Consider the following 20596-nt stretch of genomic DNA (forward strand, 5'->3'; position numbering starts at 1 on the left):
ATCTCGAAAAACGTCAAGCGCCCAGCCAGCATCACAACAAGAGGCGCGTCAAAACAAACAGATTAGAGCGCCCATCTCTTCAAGCAAATCAAAACGCGCTCTAATGGGGAGCACACTGCCAGCCTTGGAATAGAGCGCGATAGCGCGAGCTTTGATCGCGCGTATTGGCTTGTTGCCTGGTGAGCTGAACCGGACATTTGATACCCACAAGCCAGATCGGGAACGGTTCCGAGCAGGATCAGCCAGCTTGTCCATTTTGTTTGTATGGCCATCTCCAATCCTTTATTTCCGGCATGTCCTCGCCATGCTCGCGAATATAGCGCTTGTGAAGTGTCAGTTTCTCCTCGAATTCAGCTATTAGGGGGGCAGCAATATCTTCAGTCAGCGGCAGTCGTCCGATTGCCTCCATTGCGAGATGGAACCGGTCGAGTTCATTCAAGACCGTCATATCGAACGGAGTTGTGGTCGTTCCCTGTTCGATGAAGCCACGTACGTGGAAGTTGGGATGGTTGGTGCGTTTGTAGACGAGCCTGTGAATGAGATAGGGATAGCCGTGATAAGCAAAAATTACTGGCCGGTTGGTTGTGAAGATCCGGTCGAACGCGTCATCGGCAAGGCCGTGCGGGTGATGTTGTGGTGACTGGAGCACCATTAGATCCACGACATTCACCACACGGATGCGCAAATGCGGCAAAGACCGGCGCAGAAGATCGACTGCGGCAAGAGTTTCCATCGTCGGAACATCGCCCGCGCAGGCCATGACGATATCTGGTTCCAGACCGTCCTCGGTTCCGGCCCAATCCCATATGCCAAGACCGGCCTCGCAATGGCGCGCGGCTTCATCCATGGATAGCCATTGCGGTTCCGGTTGCTTTCCCGCGACAATAACGTTCACGCGATCCCAGGTTTTCAGGCAATGGTCGCCAACCCACAGCAACGTATTGGCATCGGGTGGGAAATAGACGCGGATGATGTCAGCACTTTTATTGGCGACAAGATCGACGAAACCGGGGTCCTGATGCGAGAATCCATTATGATCCTGACGCCACACATGAGACGTCAGGAGATAGTTGAGGGAGGAGACGGGCTTTCGCCATTCCAATTCGCGCGCAACCTGCAGCCATTTTGCATGCTGGTTGAACATGGAATCAACGATATGGATGAAAGCCTCGTAGCAGGAGAAGAAGCCGTGCCTACCGGTCAGCAGATAGCCTTCCAGCCAGCCCTGGCATAGGTTCTCGCTCAACACTTCCATCACGCGACCATCGGCTGAAAGATGATCGTCTATGTCGAGGGTTTCAGCCATCCATACACGGTCACTGGCATCGAAAACAGCGCTGAGGCGGTTCGAGGCGGTTTCATCTGGACCAAACACGCGAAAATTCTTCTCAGGTTCGTTCAGCTTGAGCACGTCGCGCAGATATTCGCCAAGTATCTTCGTCGACTGAGCGTCTGTTGACCCCGGTTCAGTGACGTCAACGGCATATTGGCGAAAGTCGGGCGTATGAAGTTCCTTGCGCAGTAGCCCGCCATTTGCGTGTGGATTGGCACCCATGCGTAACGCGCCTTTCGGCGCAAGCGCTCGCAGTTCAGGTTTCAATGCGCCCTTTTCGTCAAACAAGTCCTGCGGATCATAGCTTTTCATCCAGTTCTCGAGGATCTTGCGATGCGCATCATTTTCACGGCAGTTGGCGACGGGTACCTGATGTGAGCGCCAGTAGTTCTCAACGATGAGACCGTCGACTTCCTTCGGACCGGTCCAGCCTTTCGGGCTGCGCAGAATGATCATTGGCCAGCGGGGACGTTCCGACGATTTGACATCGGCATTCTTCTTGATCTTCTCGATCTGTGTGAAGATTGTATCGAGCGTTGCCGCCATTTTCTGATGCATGGCTTCGGGTTCGCTGCCTTCGACGAAGAACGGCTCATAGCCGTATCCCTTGAAGAGATCGGTTAGATCGTCATCGGAAAGACGGGCAAGGACCGTGGGGTTTGCAATCTTATAGCCGTTCAGATGCAGGATGGGCAGCACGGCACCATCGCGCGCCGGATTGAGAAACTTGTTGGAATGCCACGAGGTTGCAAGAGTTCCCGTTTCCGCTTCGCCATCGCCAACCACACAAGCGACAACGAGACCGGGATTGTCGAAAGCGGCGCCATACGCATGTACCAGCGCATATCCAAGTTCACCGCCTTCGTGGATGGAACCTGGTGTTTCCGGCGCGACATGGCTTGGAATGCCGCCGGGAAAGGAAAACTGCCGGAACAGCTTGCGCATGCCCGCTTCGTCCTCACTTACCGTAGGGTATATTTCAGAATAGGAACCTTCGAGATAGGTGTTCGCCACCATGCCCGGCCCGCCGTGACCCGGCCCGCATATGTAGATTACATTGGCACTCCTTTCCTGAATGATGCGATTGAGATGCGCATATATGAAGTTGAGGCCGGGCGTCGTGCCCCAGTGCCCCAGCAATCTTGGCTTGATATGCTCCGGCTCCAGCGCTTTGCGCAGCAAGGGATTTTCCATCAGGTAAATCTGCCCGACGGAAAGATAGTTTGCGGCTCTCCAATAACGATCGATCAGTGCAAGTTGCTGCGGTGCCAAGGGGCCGTGGGCTGTTGTTTTGCTCATGCTCTGTCTCCTTCGCTGATTGATACACAGTCGCGCCGGGGTGCGGTTGCTGCAGTGTTCTGGATGGCCTCTCTTGTTTCAGAGGCGATGATCTGTTCTTCATCGGTAGCAAGTACGAACGCTGCCGCCCGACACGATCGGTTCGTGATCCGAAAAGCACTGGCATCGTTGGCAGATGCATCGATTTCAAAACCGAGCCAGGCGAGGCGCTGGCAGACCGCCTCACGGATTGCGGGTTGGTGTTCTCCGATTCCTGCAGTGAAGATGAGAGCGTCGAGACCGCCAAGCGTGGCCGCAAGGCGGCAGATCTCTCCGGCTATGCGCGCAGTGAAGATGGCAAGCGTTTCCCGGGCTCGTACGTCATCGCTTGCAAGCAGGTCACGCGTATCACCACTCAGCCCCGACATTCCGAGCAGGCCGGAGCGATGATACAGGAGATCCGAAAGCTCATCGGCCTGCATATTTTCCTGTTGCAACAAATGCAGAAGAACGCCTGGATCGAGGGCTCCACAACGTGTGGCCATCGGAATGCCGTCAAGTGTTGAGAAGCTCATGCTGGTATCGACGCTTTTACCACCATTCATGGCGCATAAACTGGCCCCACTTCCCAGATGGGCAGCAACGATTTTTCCACCTGCAAGCTTCGGCTCCCGGAGGGAAAAATTGCTGATGATGGATTTGTAGGACAAGCCGTGAAAGCCATATCGTTTTATCCCACGCTCATGGAAGTCGCGCGGAATTGCAAAACGTCGGACGGTATCCGGTATGGTCTGATGAAAGGCGGTATCGAAGGAAGCTGATTGTGCAAGATGCGGAAAGAGGTGCCGGATAGCCTTTATCAGTGCGACACTTTTCGGCTGGTGAAGCGGGGCGAACATGGACAAGCGTTCGATAGCGTCGATATATTTGTCGTCTAACAATATCGGTTCAGCGAATTGGTCGCCGCCAAAGACGACGCGATGGCCGACGGCCAGAATGTTTGTCGGATTGATATGGTCCGACAGTTTTGCGAACAATTCTTCGAGAATGGTGACTATATCGTCGGTGCCTGTAGCCGACAGCGTAATGTTCAGGTTTCCTTTTTCGCCGCGCAACCGAAAGGTCAACGGCGTACCGTTCAGATCGATTTCACCTCTCGATACCTTCCGAATTTTCGGCCCGTCATATGCGAATGTGCCGATCTTCACGGTCGAAGAACCGGCATTGAACGTAACAAGCTGCTTGTCCACGCGGCGCCCCCTTGTTCGTGGCGGATGTGGTACAACATAGAGGAATGTTTCGAGCTGGCGATATGCCCAGTGCAGATCTTCTGATTTATTCTGGCGCTCAGGGTTTGTGGTCCAGAATGCCCGCCAATGCGGCGTTGAACTTGGCGAAAACACCCAACCGCAACTTTGTCGGGAACAAAACGGCTCCAGATTCATTTAATTGGAGCGTTTGTCCGGGAATCATCGGATGATTTGCTGTGTCCAGGTTTCCGATCACGAAAAATCGGGAGTTTGGGGGCATTTCGATTTTTCAACGATTGGAGTTCATTATGGGGATTTTCGATAAGATTAAGAACGCCATTTGGGGGCAGGCACAAGCGGCAACTCCTGGGACGGAAACGGCTGCACAGCCTGAGCCGACACCGACCGCTTCAACAAGCGCTGCCGCTCCGGCACCCTCTGCATCCGCCCCAGCTTCTGCGGGCGCGGTCGATATAGGCGCCATTCTGGACGCTGCAGTTGCCAAAAGCGGCCAGAAGCTTAACTGGAAGACTTCGATCGTCGATCTGATGAAGGCCCTTGGCCTCGACAGCAGCCTGGACCACCGCAAGGAACTTGCCAAGGAGCTGGGTTATACCGGTGACACAGGCGATTCCGCGACCATGAATGTCTGGCTGCACAAGCAGGTCATCCAGAAACTCAAGGATAATGGCGGTAAAGTACCCGCCGGATTGTAATCAGGAGGGTTCCCGATGGGAAGCGCAGGAATTGGCTGGATTGCGGCAATCATCATAGGCGGCGTGGCTGGCTGGATTGCCTCCAATTTTATGAACAGCAATACCGGGATATTCATGAATGTCATTCTCGGTATGATCGGCGCAGCCGTGGCGAGTTTCATATTCGGATTTCTCGGTGTTTCTTTCGGCGGCTGGCTGGGCTATCTGATCGCGGGCTTTATCGGCGCGTGCATATTGATATGGCTGGGCCGATTGATAAGTTAGCAAAAAGGCGCCGAGAGGCGCCTTTTTCTTTTTCGGGATTAGCTTTGAGCCCTATGTTGGGCAAGAAAAATGCGGTCATCTCGATTGGAACAAATCACCGCAAAGATGATCGCCAGAGCGGCGCCCAGAAACGTATCGAGGATACGTTCGGAAATCATTCCATCATGGGGCATTCCCGGCGTTGCCAGATAGGTCATTAAAAGCGCCATTGGTGTTACCAGAATTTGCCCTAGCGCATAGTTGCTGCCGATGATGACTTCGGTGGCCAATTGCAGACCGGCCAGAATTGCGATGACGGTCCAGAGGCTGGGAGCTTGCGCAAGCACCAGCCACGTGATCAGGGCGCCGAGAAGCGTTCCTGCCATCCGCTGTAGAGCTCTGTTCATGCTGATATGCAGATGAGCGCCCTGCATCACGGCGACGGCGCCCATGGCTGCCCATGCGGGATGGGCAGCGTCCAGACTGTAGGCAGTCAGAGCGGCAATCGCCGCGCCTAGTGAAATTCGACCGGCAGCGATGAGCCGATGAACGGTAGGGCATGAGGGCTCGGATGGAAACGGCTTCTCAGGCGATGCCTGGTGACGAAACCTCTCTGTCAGGGCGCAGATCAGACAGGCGAGGGCCGAGACGATTACCGTCGCAGCAGTACGTTCGAAGACATCGTACAAAGACCCGACCGGTGCCATGGAGGCCCCGGCGGCGAAGATGAATATGAGCGCGCCGGGCGGCCCGAATTTTCCGGTAACGGTTATGAACGAGAATATGCCGGCGGAAAGTGCCAGCAGCAAGAGCTGGCCGGGCAGGGGCAAGCCGATCCATGTGGCGAGCGACATGAAGAACACGGCGAGCGTCTGGCAGAGCGCGCACAGGAAAACGATCCATTCGCGTTTGGCCTCCGGAGCGAACCGGCCAAACAATGCGACAAGTGAGCCAAGCGAGGCAAAACCGATCAGATGCGACCAGGAAGAAAGGCTGACGAGCGGAAGGGCAATTGCGACCGTAGCCGCAGCCTGAAGCCCTGCAAGCGCCGAATTTCGCAGCGAAGGCTGGCCAGCAAGGGCAATGCTTTCCCGAAATTGCTGGGGTTTCAATAGATTATAAGCGGCGTGGCGCCGCCCGGAAAGAAATCCGTCGGCTTTCATTATTCTGTGTCCAGCTCGCGATCAGATTGCATCTGCGTAAGCCGATATTCGATGCTGTCAAAGCTGCGAAGCATGGTTGCAATGTCCTCGTCCGATAGATCGGCAAGCATTTCCTGTTCGCCTTTTGCCAGTTCCTGTCGAATTTCGGCGACCCGCTTTTGCCCTTGCTCTGTCAGATGGACCAGCCTTGCGCGACTGTCCCTTTCGTCGATGCGGCGTTCCGCCAGACCTTGGCGGCATAGTATGTCAAGAAGGCGAACAAGGCTGGAACCGTCAATTCCGACCAGGGCAGCCAGTTCCTTTTGCGTCAGGCCGCCACCGGTTTGGTGCAGGTGAATGAGGGGAACCCAGGTTGCGTCAGTCAACCCGGCATCGGCAAGACGGATGTCGAGCGCACGCCGCCAGCGCCGGGCCAGTAGTGAAAAACGAATGCCAAATTGAGAACGGGAAGTGTCTGAAATCATGAGTGAGTCAAACACAAATTAGTTTGAATTGCAAATCAAATTATATGGGGTGATGTGAATGACGGTTACCGGAACGGGATCGACCGTTCCGGCGTAACGGTTCAGAGATTGCCGGTTGTGCGTGCGATGACCTTGATTTCAAAGTCGAAACCGGCAAGCCAGTTGACGCCGACCGCTGTCCAGTTGGGAAAAGGTGGATTGCTGAAAATCTGGTTCTTGACCTGCATGATGGTTTCGAACTGGCTTTCCGGATCGGTATGAAAGGTGGTCACATCGATGATATCGTCGAAGGTGCAACCGGCAGCCTTCAGCGTTGCTTCAAGATTTTCGAAAGCGAGCTGAACCTGCTTTCCAAAGTCTGGTTCAGGTGTTCCGTCGTTGCGACTTCCAACCTGGCCGGAGACGAAAACCAGATCGCCTGAGCGGATCGCGGCGGAATAACCGTGCGCTTCATAAAGGGCATGGCGGTTGGCTGGAAAGATAGCCTCTCTTTTTGTCATTCTCGTTTTCCTTCGTCGTGTTGCGGCGTGGGTCGCTGGGAGAATTTGCCCGTTCGTGGCTTCACAAGCGGTCGGTTTATTTGATATACGCCATGTATATTAAACAGCACATATACGGCCTGTATGTCAATTCATATACGTATCGTATATAAAGATAGGTGTGATAATGGCGGTGAATCTGCGCATCAAGGCGATGGAAGAAAACCGGGTGAAGCTGATTGCAGCGGCCCGGAAAGCTTTTGCGGAAAAAGGTTATGCCGCCGCCTCAATGGATGAATTGACCGCGGAGGTGGGCCTGACGCGCGGTGCGCTCTATCACAATTTTGGTGACAAACGTGGGCTTTTGGCAGCCGTGGTTAGCCAAATGGACAGCGAAATGGCTGCACGTGCGCAAGCGATTGCTACGCGCGCCGATAATCTGTGGGAGGGGCTTCTGGCGGAAGGGGTCGCCTATATGGAGATGGCGCTCGATCCGGATATCCAGCGCATAGTGCTGCTCGATGGACCGGCATTTCTCGGCGATCCCTCCCAATGGCCGAGCCAGAACAGTTGTCTGCAAGCGTCGCGGCAGAAGATGGCGAAGTTGATCGAGCAAGGTGTGCTGAAGCCGGTTGACCCGGAAGCCGCCGCGCGATTGCTGAACGGCGCGGCGCTGAATGCGGCGCTCTGGATCGCGGCCAGTGACGATCCGAAAGCCGTTCTCTCCAAGGCGGTAGAGGCATTCCGATCACTTGCTACCGGCCTGCTGGCGAAACCGGCTTAGAGCATTGTCACATGGCAATCAGGTTCATTCTTGCTCCATTGCGACTGGCTGCATGGAGTGTGGGTAACAATCAGCTCTGTTGCTATAATACGGATGGAGTCCGGACCCCGTTGACGAGGATGCGCTAATTGTTCAGTTTTTATTGACTGGATATATTAGCAAAACACAACAAGCGGATCCCGACACGGAGACCTTATGGCGACTGAAGGACTTGGACAGACACTCGGACCTGCTGTGGTTCTGCTTGCCGCCGGTGTCGTGGCGGTGCCGCTATTTCGGAAATTGGGTCTGGGTTCCGTACTGGGGTATTTTGCCGCCGGTGCTCTGGTGGGACCTTCAGTTTTCGGCTTTTTCACCGACCCCGCTACGATCCTGCATTTTTCCGAACTTGGCGTCGTCATGTTTCTGTTCGTCATCGGGCTTGAAATGCGTCCCGGCAAGCTCTGGACAATGCGGCAGCAGATATTCGGTCTCGGTCTTGCACAGGTTCTAAGCTGCATCGCCCTCCTGACCGGAGCGGGCGTTCTTCTGGGCTTGTCTGCGATAACGGCCCTGATCGCGGGTGCAGGCTTCGTGCTGTCTTCCACTGCCGTCATCATGTCGATGTTGCAGGAGCGCGGGGAAATCGCCACGCCGGACGGTCAGAAGGCCGTCTCTATCCTCCTGCTTGAAGATCTGATGATCGTGCCGCTGCTGGCGCTCGTCGCCTTTCTTTCGCCTTCCCAGCATGAATCCGGCGGAATTCTGGGTATTGCGATAGCCATTGGCGCCATTGTGCTGCTGGTCGCTGTGGGGCGCTGGCTGCTTGATCCGTTCTTTTCCTTGCTGGCCCGTGCGAGAGCGCGCGAGGTTCTGACGGCGGGCGCCTTGATCGTCGTACTCGGGGCAGCCCTGCTGATGGAAGCGAGTGGCCTTTCCATGGCAATGGGTGCGTTCCTGGCCGGGGTCATGCTGTCCGGTTCCAGCTACCGGCACCAGATCGAAAGCGACATCGAGCCATTCAAGGGGCTCCTGATGGGGCTGTTCTTTCTGGCAGTCGGCATGTCACTCGATCTTGGTGTGGTTGCTTCGGACTGGCCCTCGGTCCTCATCTTCCTCGTTGCCTATGTGATTACAAAGGCAATCGGCATCTATGCTGTCGCCCGTATTTTCGGCTCCAGCCATCATTCGGCGCTCGAACGAACCCTGCTCTTTGCGCAAGGTGGAGAATTCGCCTTTGTGCTCTATACGTCAGCGTTCGGTAACGGGTTGATTTCAGCGCGCGACAACGCGCTGTTTTCGACGGTCATCATTCTGTCGATGGCGGTGACCCCATTAGTGCTGCTTTTGGGGGGGCGGCTTCTGCGTGCGGAAGTACCGTCTCTCGAGGGCATTGAAGCTGCGCTTAATCTCAAAGGCCGGGTGCTGATGATCGGCTTCGGGCGCTTCGGACAAATCGCGGCACAATTGCTTCTGGCCCAAAGATCGGATGTGTCCATTATCGAGTCCGATCCCAATCGCATTCGTGAAGCGGGCCGGTTCGGCTTCAAGATATTTTATGGTGATGGATCGCGCCTCGACATCCTGCATCATTCGGGTGCCGATGAGGCGGAGGTTATCATGATCTGCGTGGATGATCGGAAAACGGCCAATCGGATCGTAGAGCTGGTCAAGCCCCATTTCCCGGCGGCGAAGCTCATGGTGCGTTCCTATGATCGCACACATTCCATCGAGCTGCTGAAAGCAGGCGTGGATTTTGAACTGCGTGAAACATTCGAATCCGCGCTTCTTTTCGGAAAGGAGGCGCTTTGTGAGCTTGGTCTGGATGAAAGTCTGGCAGAGGATACGCTACGCGATATTCGTCTGCGCGATGCCGAACGGCTGACGGCACAGGTGCAGGGTGATCTTTATTCAGGTCTTGATCAACTGCATACCGGTGTTCCGGTCCCCGAACCGCTGACGCCTCCCGGCAAGGTCACGAAACTTGCCGGGGAAGAAGGTTCGAACTGAACAAGACGGTCGATGGCCGACCACGATTTGAAGGGTTGAGTCAGTCCCGCAGCGCCATCTGCAGTTCTGCCTGACGTCCCAGTGTCGTCATCCATTCGGTGAACTGGGGATTGCTCCCGATCTGGCGTCCATAATGCCTGCGCAATGCGGCCGTCAGTTCGCCTCCACGTCCAAGTTGTTCGTCGGCAAAGCCGATCATCTGGGAATTCGGCCAGGCCTGCGGACGAATGGCGACCAGACGGGTGAAGAGACTTTCAGCAGACTCATTCGGGTTGGCCTGTGCCATAAGGGAAACCATGGCTGCGGTCGAGCGCGACACGCCCATATGGCAATGGACCAGCAGATGGCTCGGCGCTTGCGGGTTTTGTGCGCTCTGAAATTCCGAGCCGAACTGGAGAATTGCGCTCACGTGATCGGGCGTCGGCATTGTGTGGTTGTCGGCGGCATTGATGATATCGTGAAAACGCAGCGTCACACGATGGTGTTGCTCGAAAGACTGAAACGCATCGAGTTCCGGAAGGTCCGGATCGACCAGCGAAAGGACATGAGTGACTTTGCGCGCCCGCTGTTCGGGTAGTTCCTGAATTCCACACACGGTCAGTTGCGGGGCAAAATGCACAGTCATGCCAGTCTCCTTGAATTTCAATTATGCTGTCCAGAGCACTTCCTGTTTTGACTGAATCATCGGGAATGCTCTATCCATTTGTTTTTACGCGCATCTTTTCCGAAAACCGTTTCGCACTTTTCGGAGTGCGCTCTGGTTTGAAAATGACAGGATGTTGATACATCGCATAGACGACATTTTCATGTTCGATGTCCCGATGCCATATCATCGTCGCTGGTGCTTCCAAGCCCCATACCGCCGCCCATGCCACCTCCCATTCCCATGCCGCCACCGCCTTTCCCACCTTCGCCCTTCGCTCGGTCATCCTTGCTGCGTCCGCTGCCGCTGGATGGTCGTGTCGGGCCCTGAGACGGGATTTGCAGGTCGAGCGGGATAGGATCGAGATCAAGGGCGGTTCGAATAAAACTGCGCAATGACGCGACCAGCTCACCGGTATGGATCGGGTGTCCTGCCACCAGTTCCCGGGCCGCCTTTTCTGCAAGCCTTACATGCTCTTCCGTCCCCAGAAGAAGAACATCCGAAAGCGCCGCCTCGACAGAATCGCGAATACGTCGGCGGCGTTCAGAATGCGCAACGATCTCCACCGTCTCGGCTTCTTCCGTTTCCGGTGGACGCCGCAACTCCCGCAAATGGCGCGGATCGACGGCAAGGTCGCCGGTAAACGAACCGCCAAGCGTCTTGTAGGCGGCAATGAGTGTCTTCAGCCGTTCGTTGATCTGGCGATTCATGCGCTCGCGTCGCTGTTGTATCGTCAACATCATAAGCAGGCGGATGCCGACGCCGATGAGCGTAAAGAGCGCCAGGCCGAACAGGGTGGCTGTCAGACTTTGCCAGGAGCTGAAATCAATGCCGCGCAGCGAAAATCTCCATGGGGAAGGGGTTGTCGTTCGTACTAAAGCCCGAAGTGTGGTGTGTTGCAACACTTGTTGCGGATACGGGCATGTTCATTTGGGCCGTGCAAAGGGCAGTTTGAAAGCGCTGATGCTAATCCCTTGGAAGCTGCCTTCTGGCCCATTCTCCTTCGGGAATGGCCCGTCCGATATTGTAGCTGAAAGTGTCGATCACCATCGTTTCCGCATCGACCTTGCACGTAAAGTCGATAGCATACCATTTGCGCTGGCTGCGAAAGGCGCCGTCGCTGACTGTCAGGCCAGTTGCTGAAACGGAACCTCCTTCCCGTGCGAGCATATCTGGAAATGCACCAGGTTGATGGCGGCGCACCTGTTCGAGCGCCTCGATACCGCATATCTGGATGATCCGGTCTTTGGGCGCGAGCTTGCCCAGCGCCTGTTTTACACGAGGATCGGACATGGCATCCTTTGAATAGATTTCGTGCGCTCGCGTCAGTTTTTTGGCCGGAGTGGCCGGTTTGGGAGCGTTGGCTTTCTGATCCTTTGCCGTTTGAGCTGTTTCGGCGGGAATTGGCTTTTCTTGCGATGTTTGGGGCTTCGGCTCTTCAGATACCGCGATCTGACCGGTTTCGGATGGCTTCTCGGTTTGAAGAAGCTGTTCCGAAGGCTGGGCTTCCTTTGCAGACGGTTCTTCCCTAGCCTGCTCGGCATCCGTCGCGGCAGCGGCGTCCGAGGGGTCGTCCGGCTTTTGCGTTTCTTCAGGTGTCGTGGGCGGCAGGTCTTGCTCCGGGGGTGATTTCACCTCCTGCTTTGCGGCCGCAGACTCGAACGCCTGCGGTTGCGGTGGAGGTGGAGGGGTGGCCTGTTCCGGCGGTTTCGGTGCCTGCTGCTGCGGCTTCTTTTCAGGGGGTGGGGGCTGAACCAGTTCCACATTGACGCTCTGTTCAGAAGCAGGCGAGGGAAGTTCCGGAAGGCGGACCAGAAACAGCAATGCCAGCACCAGATGCAGAGCCACCGAGGCAGGCAGCCCCCAACCGGCCTCTTGCAAAACTCTTCTGGTGAACTGCAGCATGGCTCCAACGATCAGGGAATCGAAAGCTTCAATCTAGAGCGCATCCTGAAAAGTGTGAAACGGTTTTCGGAAAAGATGCGCGTCAAAATAAACTGTTATAGCAGGGCGCTAAGATGCTAACGCATCGCGCCCTGAAAATGCTCAATCGCCGCACAGGCTTAACCAAAACTCGATGAGTCAAACTCATCGAGTTTTGGTATTAGAGCCCGACATTCGGCCTGTCGATCACTTCACGCAGGGCAAAGCTGGAATTGATCTTCACTACATGCGGAAGAGCCGAAAGCCAGTCGCGATGGATGCGCTCGTAATCCTCGAGATCGCGCGCCGCAACGCGCAGAATATAGTCGTATTCGCCCGACATCAGATAGCAGACCAGCACGTTGGGGCAGCGTTTCACCGCAGCCTCGAATTCGGCCAGCGTTTTGGCGAACTGCCCCGAGAGCGAGATATGGACAATCGCAATCATCCGGTATTCGAGCGCTTTCTGGGACAAGCGGGCATGATAGCCTGCGATTACACCGTTTTTCTCAAGAATATCGAGGCGGCGCGAACAGGCGGAAGGCGACAATCCAACCTTTTCCGCAAGGTCTGCATTGGTGATGCGTGCATTGCCCTGCAATGATCTGAGGATTGCAAGATCGATAGGATCAAGATTGCTCATTCGAAGAACCTTCGAAAAAGGGGGTGGCTTGCGCAATAATTCACCAAAAAACCGGGGTGCGCAAATCTTCTTTGCAAGGACATTGCATGCTGCAGATGTTCTCATTTTCGGATCGACAACGACCCACGGCAAGTGGGCAAAAAATGAGAGGAACGCTTATGCGTGTCGGTTGCCCGAAGGAAATCAAGAACCATGAATATCGTGTCGGACTGACCCCCGCCGCAGTTCGTGAATATGTGGCTCATGGCCACGAAGTCTGGATTGAAACAAAGGCAGGTGCCGGTATTGGTGCCGATGATGCCAGCTACATCGCCGCTGGCGCGAAAATTGCCACTTCTGCAAAAGACATTTTCGAGAAGTGCGACATGATCGTGAAGGTCAAGGAGCCGCAGCCCTCCGAATGGGTGCAGCTTCGCGAAGGCCAGCTTCTCTACACCTATCTCCATCTTGCGCCCGACCCGGAACAGACCAAAGGTCTGCTCGCTTCCGGCGTAACGGCAATTGCCTATGAAACCGTAACGGATGATCGCGGCGGACTGCCGTTGCTCGCTCCGATGTCGGAAGTGGCGGGTCGCCTGTCGATACAGGCCGGTGCGACAGCGCTCCAGAAAGCCAATGGTGGCCTTGGTATCCTGCTGGGCGGCGTGCCCGGTGTGCTACCGGCAAAAGTCACGATTATCGGCGGTGGTGTCGTTGGGCTTCATGCAGCCAGAATGGCAGCGGGCCTTGGCGCCGACATATGCATTCTGGATCGCTCGCTGCCGCGTCTGCGCCAGCTCGACGATATATTCGCCGGTCGCGTTCACACGCGTTATTCCAGCATTCAGGCGCTGGAAGACGAAGTCTTCTCTGCCGATCTCGTCATCGGCGCTGTGCTGATCCCCGGTGCTGCAGCGCCGAAACTCGTTACCCATGAAATGCTGTCCGGCATGAAGAAGGGTGCGGTTATCGTCGACGTGGCTATCGATCAGGGAGGCTGCTTCGAGACCTCCCATGCCACGACACATTCCGATCCCACTTACGAAGTGGACGGGATCGTGCATTACTGCGTGGCCAATATGCCGGGCGCCGTTCCCGTAACTTCTGCCCACGCCCTCAACAATGCGACCCTTCATTACGGTCTGGCGCTTGCCGATCGTGGTCTGAGGGCGATTGCCGAGGACAAACATCTGCGCAATGGCCTGAATGTCTACAAGGGACGCATAACCAACAGACCGGTCGCGGAAGCGCTCGGCTATGAAGCTTTTGCGCCCGAAAGCGTTTTGAACGTGGCCTGAAGCTTCGCGAGGCGGCGCCGGTCATTCGGCGCTGCCTTCTCAGTCTGGGTGTGGATAGTCAGCGTATGTGTGGATTGACAAGCTGTCCGAACCGTCTATAACCGTAAATGCAGACTGAAGATTTAAGACCATCTGCAAGGATGGTCTTACTGTGTCTGGAATCCGGATAAGTCCTCTTGCAGATGTCTTAGCGACGTTGGGAGGACGCCGTAATGCACGGTAGTAAAATAGCCCTGAGGGGCGTGCCGGATATTATTTCCTACATTGATGCGAATGACGGTATTCGAGGCCGCGCCGGTATTATCTGGTGGCTTGCCCTCGGTGGCCTGTTCCTTGATGCCTTCGCCAATTCGGCGTTGAGCGCCGGCCTTGGGCCGATGACACGCGACCTGGGACTGGATGCGGCGCAGGTCGCGCTGATGACATCCTTCGCTTCGTGGGTAGCGATTGCATTCAATCCGATTGGTGGCTGGATCGCCGATCGTTGGGGCCGCATGCGCCCGCTGGTCTTCGCAAAGTTCATCGCGCTCATCGGCGCGGTGCTGGTGATGACGGCCCATTCCTATGAAGTTATTCTTATGGGGCGCTTCTTCGTGGGTGCCGCCTACGGTATCGATTTTGCCATCGCCATGGCTGTGCTCGCCGAATTCACACCGGCACATCTGCGCAGCCGTCTCAACACCTGGCAGGGCATCTGGTATACAGCCGTTTGTACAAACGTGCTTCTGGCCATGTTGTTCTATAGCTGGGATGTCGGTGACTCGATCTGGCGCTATTCGGTCGCGGCAACCGGTGTCTTCGCTTTCTCGATCATGATGCTGCAGCTCGTCTTCATGGTTGAAAGCCCGATCTGGCTTGCCCGCAAGGAAAGGCTGGAAGAGGCCGCCCGTGCGATGACCCGTATCTATCATCGTGATTTCATTGCCGCCCTGCCGGAAGACCGTTTGCCGGTTCTCAATCAGGCTCGCCGCGGCATTGCCAATGTCGCCCTGATTTTCCGTGGCATCTATCTGCCGCGCACCATTCTTGCCGCGACCGTCCAGATCGGGCAGTCGATCCAGTATTTTGCCGTGGGCTGGTACCTGCCGCTCATCAGTGCGGCGCTGTTCGGCAAGGATTTCCTCTATGCCATGCTGGGCACGCTGGTGTTCAACGTCTTCGGCATCATCGGCGGTTTCTCTTCGCCGGTCATCGGGCGCGTGCTTGGCTTGCGCAAGGCTTCCGCCATCGGCTTCGGCGCGGTCTTCGTCATGCTGGTCATCATGGGCCTGTTCCATGACACCATGCCGACCTGGCTTGCAGTGATCGTGCCTTCGCTGTTCATCCTGTTCCATTCCGGCGGTCCGGGCGCAAATGGCAAGAGCCTGTCGTCGCTCTCGTTCCGCAGCGAACTGCGTGCAGGCGCGAACGGCATCATCGGTGCGCTCGGCGCCATGGGTGCGGCGCTTGGGCTGCTGGTTTTCCCGCTCTTCCGCGAGAACTACGGCCTCGGCCCGACGTTCCTGATCCTGTCGGTCGTTCCGCTGATTGCCTGCATCATCTGCTCGATCATTCAGTGGGACCCGACCCGTACCAAGGTCAGCCCGGATGACGAGCCGAATGCGCCGCAGTTCGAAGGCGACCGGTAACAACGGAGGATAATGTGAACGGACGCAAACAGGCCATTCTGGCCATTGATGAAGGAACGTCCGGAACCAGGGCCGCGCTTGTCGCGGCCGACGGTTCGGTCTCCGCCGTCAATTACACGACGCTTGCCGTCTCTTCCCCGCGTCATAACGTGGTGGAACAGGACGCCGATGTTCTTTTGCAAAAGACCATCGAAGTGTGCGGCAAGACGATTGCTGCGGCGCGTGATGCTGGCGTGGAAATCGCTGCAATGGCAATCGCCACGCAGCGCGCGACCGGTGTTCTGTGGGATACGCAAACGGGTCGGGCGCTGGTTCCGGCCATGGTCTGGCAGGATTCACGCTATGCCGAAGAGCTGAAACCGCTCGGAGCTATCTGGAACGCGAAACTCGTGTCGCTTGCCGGGCGTCCTGTCGGCGGACGGGCGATCTATCTGTGGGCTGCACGCCATATGCAGGAGACCCCCGCCGTGCGCGAGGCATGGAAGGCAAAAAGGCTTGCTTTCGGCACCGTCGACACCTGGCTGCTCTGGAACCTGTCAGAAGAATGCAAAGCCGTCACCACGCCGACGAATGCGACCTCTGCCGGGGCCTATATTCTCGGTGAGCATCGCTATTTCGCCGATTGGGTAGAGGCGCAGGATTTTCCGCTGGAGCTGTTGCCTGAGCTGAAACAGGACGCTGACGATTTCGGTTATACGCGGCAGGATATTCTGGGTATCCGCGTGCCGATCAAGGCGTCTTGCGGCGATCAGCTCGGTGGTCTGGTCGGTCTTGGCTGTCACGATGCGGGGCAGGCTATGTGCGTGCATGGCACGGGCAGCTTCGTCGATCTTGTGATCGGAAAGCAGACGCCGAAAAATCCCGGCCTCTATGAAGCAACTTTCACCATGACGGCCTGGCGGAGCGAGAACCTCTCGCATTTCGCGGTCGAGACCTATGCCGCCACAACAGGATCGGCGCTCAACTGGCTCTGCAATGAAATGCGCTGGTTCGAGAATGCCAGGGAAATCAGCGAACTGGCTGCAACCGTGCCGTCTTCCGACGGCCTGTTCTTCATGCCAACCCTGACGGGATTGCGCCAGCCGAATATCGTTCCGGATGGCCGAGCATCGCTGACCGGCCTTTCGATGGCACACAGCCGGGCGCATCTTGCTCATGCCATTCTGGAAGGCATTGCCCATTCGGTCGTTTCCTGTGCGGAGGCGAGCTCGGAAGTGGCTGGCGTTCCTGTGCGGGAAGTGGTGGCAGGCGGTGGGCTTTCCTCCAGCGATACGCTGCTGCAATTGCAGGCTGATCTCAGTGGTGTGCCAGTAAGGCGCATGGCGGATCAGGATCGCGCGAGCCTGCGGGGCACCGCGTTTCTGGCAGGCAGCGATGGCTTGCTCTGGAGCGACCTCGCGGAAGCCCGCGCCACGCTGCCCGAAGGCAATCTTTTCATCCCCAAGACCAGCGAAGCGGAAAGACAGGACCGTAGAGCGCGATGGCACTCCCTCACGGATGAGGAAGTCGCACGCGTTCAGTCGGGTCACTATGAATAAACAGGAGTTGAAATGCTGAATCTGCGCTCCCGGCGCGCGGACAAGGATCGCGCCCGGATGATCCGCACCGAGCCGCTGAGGCTGAACCGGTCGGAACAGGAAGACCGTCTTGCCACTGAAACCTACGATATTCTGATCGTCGGTGGTGGCGTGACCGGTGCTTACTGCGCCTTTGACGCAAGTCTGCGCGGCTTTCGCGTTGCGCTGGTCGAGAAGGATGATTTTGCATCCGGCACGTCGTCAAAATCCTCCAAGATGGTGCATGGTGGCTTGCGCTATATCGAGCAGGGCAATCTTGGCCTGGTTCGTCATTCCCTGCTGGAGCGCCAGCGCCTGCGCCGCAATGCAAGCCATCTGGTGCAGCGTCTGCCTTTCCTGTTCCCCATTCTGGAACGGGATGGTGTGTTCGATTCACGCTTTGCCAAGGCGTTTGAAGGCTTGCTCTGGACATATGATCTGGCTGGCGGCTGGCGCGAAGGCATTCTGCACCAGAAGCTGACCGCTGCCGAAGTGCTGGCGCATTGTCCGACCTTCAGGGACGAATATCTGCGTGGCGGTCTCATGTATTTCGATGCCCGCGTCGACGATGCACGTCTGACGCTGGCGCTTGCCCGTTCTGCCGGTTTTTACGGAGCCACGGTCCTCAATCATTCGAAGGTAGCCGAGATTACCCGCAGTTCGGGCCGGGTCGATGGCGCTATCGTGCATACCGTCGAAGGCAAGGAAATCCGGGTGCGCGCCAAGACCGTCATCATGGCGACGGGCGTATGGCTGCGGGACTGGATGGGGCTCGGCAAGGATGGCGAAAAGCCGTTGCATGTGCGCCCCGCCAAGGGCGTTCACGTGGCAATCCCCTGGTTGAAAATCCGCAACGACTGCACGGTGACGGTGCCTGTACCGGGGCGCAGCCGCCGTGCGACCATCACGCGCTGGGGGAATGTCTCCTATCTCGGCACGACCGATGAGGATTATCAGGGCGACCTCGATGATGTGCATTGCACGCGCCGCGAGCTTGATTTTCTGATCGAGGGCGCATGCAGCGCGCTCAATATCGACCTGACGCCGGACGATGTTGTCGGCAGCATTGCCGGATGTCGTCCGCTGGTCGCTGCCTCGTCAGGCGGCAGCACCATGGATGTCAAGCGTGACCATTCTGTGCATGTTGCACCTGACGGCCTTGTCACGATTGTGGGCGGCAAGCTGACGACGTCGCGCCACATGGCCGAACAGACGGTGGATGCTGCGGCGAAAGTTCTCGGCGATCGTCGTCGCTGTACCACGAAGAAGGCATTTCTGCTGGGCGCTGCCGGTTATGACGCGCAGGCAATCGTGGCTTCCGGCGGCATGGAAGCGCATCTGGGCGAACGTTACGGTACGGAATCGCGCTTCGTCAGCGATCTGATGGCCGCTCGTCCTGAACTGGCCGAGCCCGTCGTGGAAGGACTGCCCTATACCCGTGGCGAAGTCGTCTATGCCGCCCGGCACGAACTTGCCCGGACCATCGATGACGTGTTGTCGCGTCGTATGCGTGCCCGCCTGATGGCGCGCGATGCCTCTGCCCGCGCTGCCGCAAAAGTTGGCGCCCTGCTGGGTGAGGAACTTGGTCTCCCCCAGGCCGAAATCGACCGTCAGGTCGCCGCTTATGTGGCCGCGACCGAAAAAGAAAAATCCATTCTCACAGGAGTGAACTGAACATGATCAGCAAGGAAGCCATCAAGCGCGGTTATAATCGCGGAAATTATGTCGTCGGCGCCCCGACACAGCCGCATTATGCCGGCAGCATCAAGGAAATCGGCACCGAGGCCGAACTGGCCCAGAACGCCGTTTCGGTGGATGCTGCTCTCGTCGAGAAGCTGCAGGGCGTTGCGGACGAAGTTCTGACCGCGCGCGAAGACCTCGTTGTGAACACCCGCGACTGGTGGGCGCGCACGATGGTCGCGGAAACGGGCGGAAAGCCTGCAACGGTTGACGGCGTGTTCGTTCGCGTTTCGACGGTGGAACAGGTTCAGGCCGTCATGCGCCTTGCGCATGAAGCCAAGGTTCCGGTCACGGTTTCTGCCGGGCGCTCCAACGTTACGGGCGCGGCGCTGCCGCTGCGCGGCGGTATCGTGCTCGACGTCTGCAATCTCAACCGTCTTGTCAGCTTCGATGCGGACAGCCAGATCGTTGAAGTTGAAGCTGGCATGTTCGGCGATATTTTCGAGGAAACGATCCAGCGCGACTATGGCATGACCATGGGGCACTGGCCGTCTTCATACGGTATCAGCACCGTGGGAGGCTGGATCGCTTGCCGCGGCGCAGGCCAGCTTTCCACGCGCTACGGCAAGATCGAGGATATGGTCTACGGCATGGAAGTCGTGCTGGCCGACGGTTCGCTGGTGACGGTTGGAAACTATGCCCGCGCAGCGATCGGCCCCGATCTGCAGCAGATCTTCATCGGTTCGGAAGGCACGCTCGGCATTATCGTGAAGGCGCGCCTGAAACTGCATCGCCTGCCGGACTATGCCCGCGCTATCGCCTATGGGTTCAAGAGCTTCGGCATCGGTCTGGAAGCCTGCCGTCGTATCATGCAGGGCGGTGCCAATCCGGCTGCGTTACGTCTTTACGACGAGCTGGAAAGCGGTGTGCAGTTCAATCTCCCAGAAAGCAACGTGCTGCTGATTGCCGATGAAGGCGCGAAGGAAATGGTCGATGCCGTTATGGCGATCAGTGAAAAGGTTTGCGCCGAACTCGGTGACAAGCTCGATGGCGATACGATCTTTGAGAAGTGGCTCGATACGCGCTATCTGACCGGCAAGAGTGCGGAGGGCTTCAAGCGCAGCCCAGGCTTTGTTGCCGATACGCTGGAAATGACCGGATGCTGGCGCGATCTGCCTGCGATCTATGATGAGGTCGTTGCCGCCATCAATGCAGTGCCGGGTACGCTGGCCGGTTCGGCGCACCAGTCGCATGCCTATGTCGACGGCGCCTGCCTCTATTTCTCGCTGCGCGGTGACGTGGACGTGGAAAAACGCGCTGAATGGTATCGTGCTGCATGGGATGCTGCCAATGCCGTTCTAATCAAGTATGGTGCAGCATTGAGCCATCACCACGGCGTCGGACTGCTCCGCGCGCCTTACATGAAGGACGCTCTCGGATCGGCATTTCCGCTGCTGGAAACGGTGAAGAAGGCGCTCGACCCGGACAACCTGCTTAACCCCGGCAAGCTCGGACTTTCGCTCGACATGCCAAGAGACGGAAAATGA

18 protein-coding genes are annotated in these 20596 nt (G+C 57.0%); 9 read left to right on the plus strand and 9 right to left on the minus strand.

The features are described 5' to 3' along the window. Positions 1-238 precede the first annotated feature (238 nt). Together FIB18_RS19760 and FIB18_RS19765 are read right to left on the minus strand one after the other, a co-directional pair. Entirely contained in the window at positions 239-2632 is a 2394-nt protein-coding gene (locus FIB18_RS19760; RefSeq protein WP_140022322.1) for a phosphoketolase family protein, read from the minus strand. Next, positions 2629-3861: an acetate/propionate family kinase gene (locus FIB18_RS19765; RefSeq protein ID WP_140022323.1), complete on the minus strand. Its 1233-nt coding sequence runs from the start codon at positions 3859-3861 to the stop codon at positions 2629-2631. Before FIB18_RS19765 ends, FIB18_RS19760 begins: the two co-directional genes overlap by 4 nt. Positions 3862-4169: 308 nt before the next feature. Between FIB18_RS19765 and FIB18_RS19770 the strand changes: the two genes are divergently transcribed. After that, complete coding sequence (locus FIB18_RS19770) at positions 4170-4577, plus strand: DUF3597 domain-containing protein (RefSeq protein ID WP_140022324.1); 408 nt, start codon at positions 4170-4172, stop codon at positions 4575-4577. A 15-nt stretch (positions 4578-4592) separates the two neighbouring features. Continuing rightward, positions 4593-4841 carry a GlsB/YeaQ/YmgE family stress response membrane protein gene (locus tag FIB18_RS19775; RefSeq protein WP_140022325.1) on the plus strand — a complete coding sequence of 83 codons (249 nt, stop codon included), beginning with the start codon at positions 4593-4595 and terminating at the stop codon, positions 4839-4841. Positions 4842-4879: 38 nt separating this feature from the next. Here the strand turns inward: FIB18_RS19775 and FIB18_RS19780 are convergent, their stop codons facing one another. The 3 genes from FIB18_RS19780 to FIB18_RS19790 all read right to left on the minus strand — a co-directional run bounded on the left by FIB18_RS19780 (position 4880) and on the right by FIB18_RS19790 (position 6947). Further along, positions 4880-5983 carry an FUSC family protein gene (locus tag FIB18_RS19780; RefSeq protein WP_140022326.1) on the minus strand — a complete coding sequence of 368 codons (1104 nt, stop codon included), beginning with the start codon at positions 5981-5983 and terminating at the stop codon, positions 4880-4882. Then, entirely contained in the window at positions 5983-6447 is a 465-nt protein-coding gene (locus FIB18_RS19785) for a MarR family winged helix-turn-helix transcriptional regulator (RefSeq protein WP_140022327.1), read from the minus strand. The genes FIB18_RS19780 and FIB18_RS19785 overlap by 1 nt, the downstream gene beginning before the upstream one ends. A 101-nt stretch (positions 6448-6548) precedes the next feature. Continuing rightward, positions 6549-6947 carry a RidA family protein gene (locus FIB18_RS19790; protein WP_140022328.1) on the minus strand — a complete coding sequence of 133 codons (399 nt, stop codon included), beginning with the start codon at positions 6945-6947 and terminating at the stop codon, positions 6549-6551. Positions 6948-7113: 166 nt separating this feature from the next. On the opposite strand from FIB18_RS19790, the gene FIB18_RS19795 reads away from it, so the two are divergent. Beyond that, positions 7114-7710 (plus strand): TetR/AcrR family transcriptional regulator, encoded by a 597-nt coding sequence (locus FIB18_RS19795; protein WP_140022329.1) that lies wholly within the window; start codon positions 7114-7116, stop codon positions 7708-7710. A 195-nt stretch (positions 7711-7905) separates the two neighbouring features. Beyond that, entirely contained in the window at positions 7906-9699 is a 1794-nt protein-coding gene (locus FIB18_RS19800; RefSeq protein ID WP_140022330.1) for a monovalent cation:proton antiporter-2 (CPA2) family protein, read from the plus strand. A gap of 40 nt (positions 9700-9739) precedes the next feature. Here the strand turns inward: FIB18_RS19800 and FIB18_RS19805 are convergent, their stop codons facing one another. The 4 genes from FIB18_RS19805 to FIB18_RS19820 form a co-directional block, all read right to left on the minus strand. Beyond that, positions 9740-10324, minus strand: a complete 585-nt coding sequence (locus FIB18_RS19805; protein WP_140022331.1) for a tyrosine phosphatase family protein — start codon at positions 10322-10324, stop codon at positions 9740-9742. 179 nt (positions 10325-10503) lie between these two features. Next, positions 10504-11052, minus strand: a complete 549-nt coding sequence (locus tag FIB18_RS19810; RefSeq protein WP_235894932.1) for a hypothetical protein — start codon at positions 11050-11052, stop codon at positions 10504-10506. A gap of 256 nt (positions 11053-11308) precedes the next feature. After that, positions 11309-12247: a DUF930 domain-containing protein gene (locus FIB18_RS19815; RefSeq protein WP_140022332.1), complete on the minus strand. Its 939-nt coding sequence runs from the start codon at positions 12245-12247 to the stop codon at positions 11309-11311. 199 nt (positions 12248-12446) lie between these two features. Further along, on the minus strand, positions 12447-12908 hold the full coding sequence (locus tag FIB18_RS19820; RefSeq protein WP_140022333.1) for an Lrp/AsnC family transcriptional regulator: 462 nt from the start codon (positions 12906-12908) through the stop codon (positions 12447-12449). Positions 12909-13066: 158 nt separating this feature from the next. On the opposite strand from FIB18_RS19820, the gene ald reads away from it, so the two are divergent. From ald to FIB18_RS19845, 5 genes are all read left to right on the plus strand, one after another. Beyond that, positions 13067-14185 carry an alanine dehydrogenase gene (gene ald, locus FIB18_RS19825; RefSeq protein WP_140022389.1) on the plus strand — a complete coding sequence of 373 codons (1119 nt, stop codon included), beginning with the start codon at positions 13067-13069 and terminating at the stop codon, positions 14183-14185. A 212-nt stretch (positions 14186-14397) separates the two neighbouring features. Beyond that, positions 14398-15813, plus strand: coding sequence for an MFS transporter (locus FIB18_RS19830; RefSeq protein WP_140022334.1), 1416 nt, complete (start codon positions 14398-14400; stop codon positions 15811-15813). 14 nt (positions 15814-15827) lie between these two features. Further along, the gene (locus FIB18_RS19835) at positions 15828-17351 is read left to right on the plus strand and encodes an FGGY-family carbohydrate kinase (RefSeq protein WP_140022335.1); all 1524 of its coding nucleotides are present in this window, start codon (positions 15828-15830) and stop codon (positions 17349-17351) included. A 12-nt stretch (positions 17352-17363) separates the two neighbouring features. Further along, entirely contained in the window at positions 17364-19043 is a 1680-nt protein-coding gene (locus FIB18_RS19840; RefSeq protein ID WP_140022336.1) for a glycerol-3-phosphate dehydrogenase/oxidase, read from the plus strand. Positions 19044-19045: 2 nt separating this feature from the next. Continuing rightward, a complete protein-coding gene (locus FIB18_RS19845) occupies positions 19046-20596 on the plus strand; it encodes an FAD-binding oxidoreductase (protein WP_140022337.1) in 1551 nt (516 codons plus the stop codon).

The sequence above is a fragment of the Brucella pecoris genome, from assembly GCF_006376675.1.
Classification (GTDB): domain Bacteria; phylum Pseudomonadota; class Alphaproteobacteria; order Rhizobiales; family Rhizobiaceae; genus Brucella; species Brucella pecoris.

Coding starts and splice junctions, on each gene's coding strand:
- FIB18_RS19760 (WP_140022322.1), bottom strand. CDS start 2,632: ATGAGCAAAACAACAGCCCACGGCCCCTTGGCACCGCAGCAACTTGCA.
- FIB18_RS19770 (WP_140022324.1), top strand. CDS start 4,170: ATGGGGATTTTCGATAAGATTAAGAACGCCATTTGGGGGCAGGCACAA.
- FIB18_RS19775 (WP_140022325.1), top strand. CDS start 4,593: ATGGGAAGCGCAGGAATTGGCTGGATTGCGGCAATCATCATAGGCGGC.
- FIB18_RS19780 (WP_140022326.1), bottom strand. CDS start 5,983: ATGAAAGCCGACGGATTTCTTTCCGGGCGGCGCCACGCCGCTTATAAT.
- FIB18_RS19785 (WP_140022327.1), bottom strand. CDS start 6,447: ATGATTTCAGACACTTCCCGTTCTCAATTTGGCATTCGTTTTTCACTA.
- FIB18_RS19790 (WP_140022328.1), bottom strand. CDS start 6,947: ATGACAAAAAGAGAGGCTATCTTTCCAGCCAACCGCCATGCCCTTTAT.
- FIB18_RS19795 (WP_140022329.1), top strand. CDS start 7,114: ATGGCGGTGAATCTGCGCATCAAGGCGATGGAAGAAAACCGGGTGAAG.
- FIB18_RS19800 (WP_140022330.1), top strand. CDS start 7,906: ATGGCGACTGAAGGACTTGGACAGACACTCGGACCTGCTGTGGTTCTG.
- FIB18_RS19805 (WP_140022331.1), bottom strand. CDS start 10,324: ATGACTGTGCATTTTGCCCCGCAACTGACCGTGTGTGGAATTCAGGAA.
- FIB18_RS19810 (WP_235894932.1), bottom strand. CDS start 11,052: ATGAATCGCCAGATCAACGAACGGCTGAAGACACTCATTGCCGCCTAC.
- FIB18_RS19815 (WP_140022332.1), bottom strand. CDS start 12,247: ATGCTGCAGTTCACCAGAAGAGTTTTGCAAGAGGCCGGTTGGGGGCTG.
- FIB18_RS19820 (WP_140022333.1), bottom strand. CDS start 12,908: ATGAGCAATCTTGATCCTATCGATCTTGCAATCCTCAGATCATTGCAG.
- ald (WP_140022389.1), top strand. CDS start 13,067: ATGCGTGTCGGTTGCCCGAAGGAAATCAAGAACCATGAATATCGTGTC.
- FIB18_RS19830 (WP_140022334.1), top strand. CDS start 14,398: ATGCACGGTAGTAAAATAGCCCTGAGGGGCGTGCCGGATATTATTTCC.
- FIB18_RS19840 (WP_140022336.1), top strand. CDS start 17,364: ATGCTGAATCTGCGCTCCCGGCGCGCGGACAAGGATCGCGCCCGGATG.
- FIB18_RS19845 (WP_140022337.1), top strand. CDS start 19,046: ATGATCAGCAAGGAAGCCATCAAGCGCGGTTATAATCGCGGAAATTAT.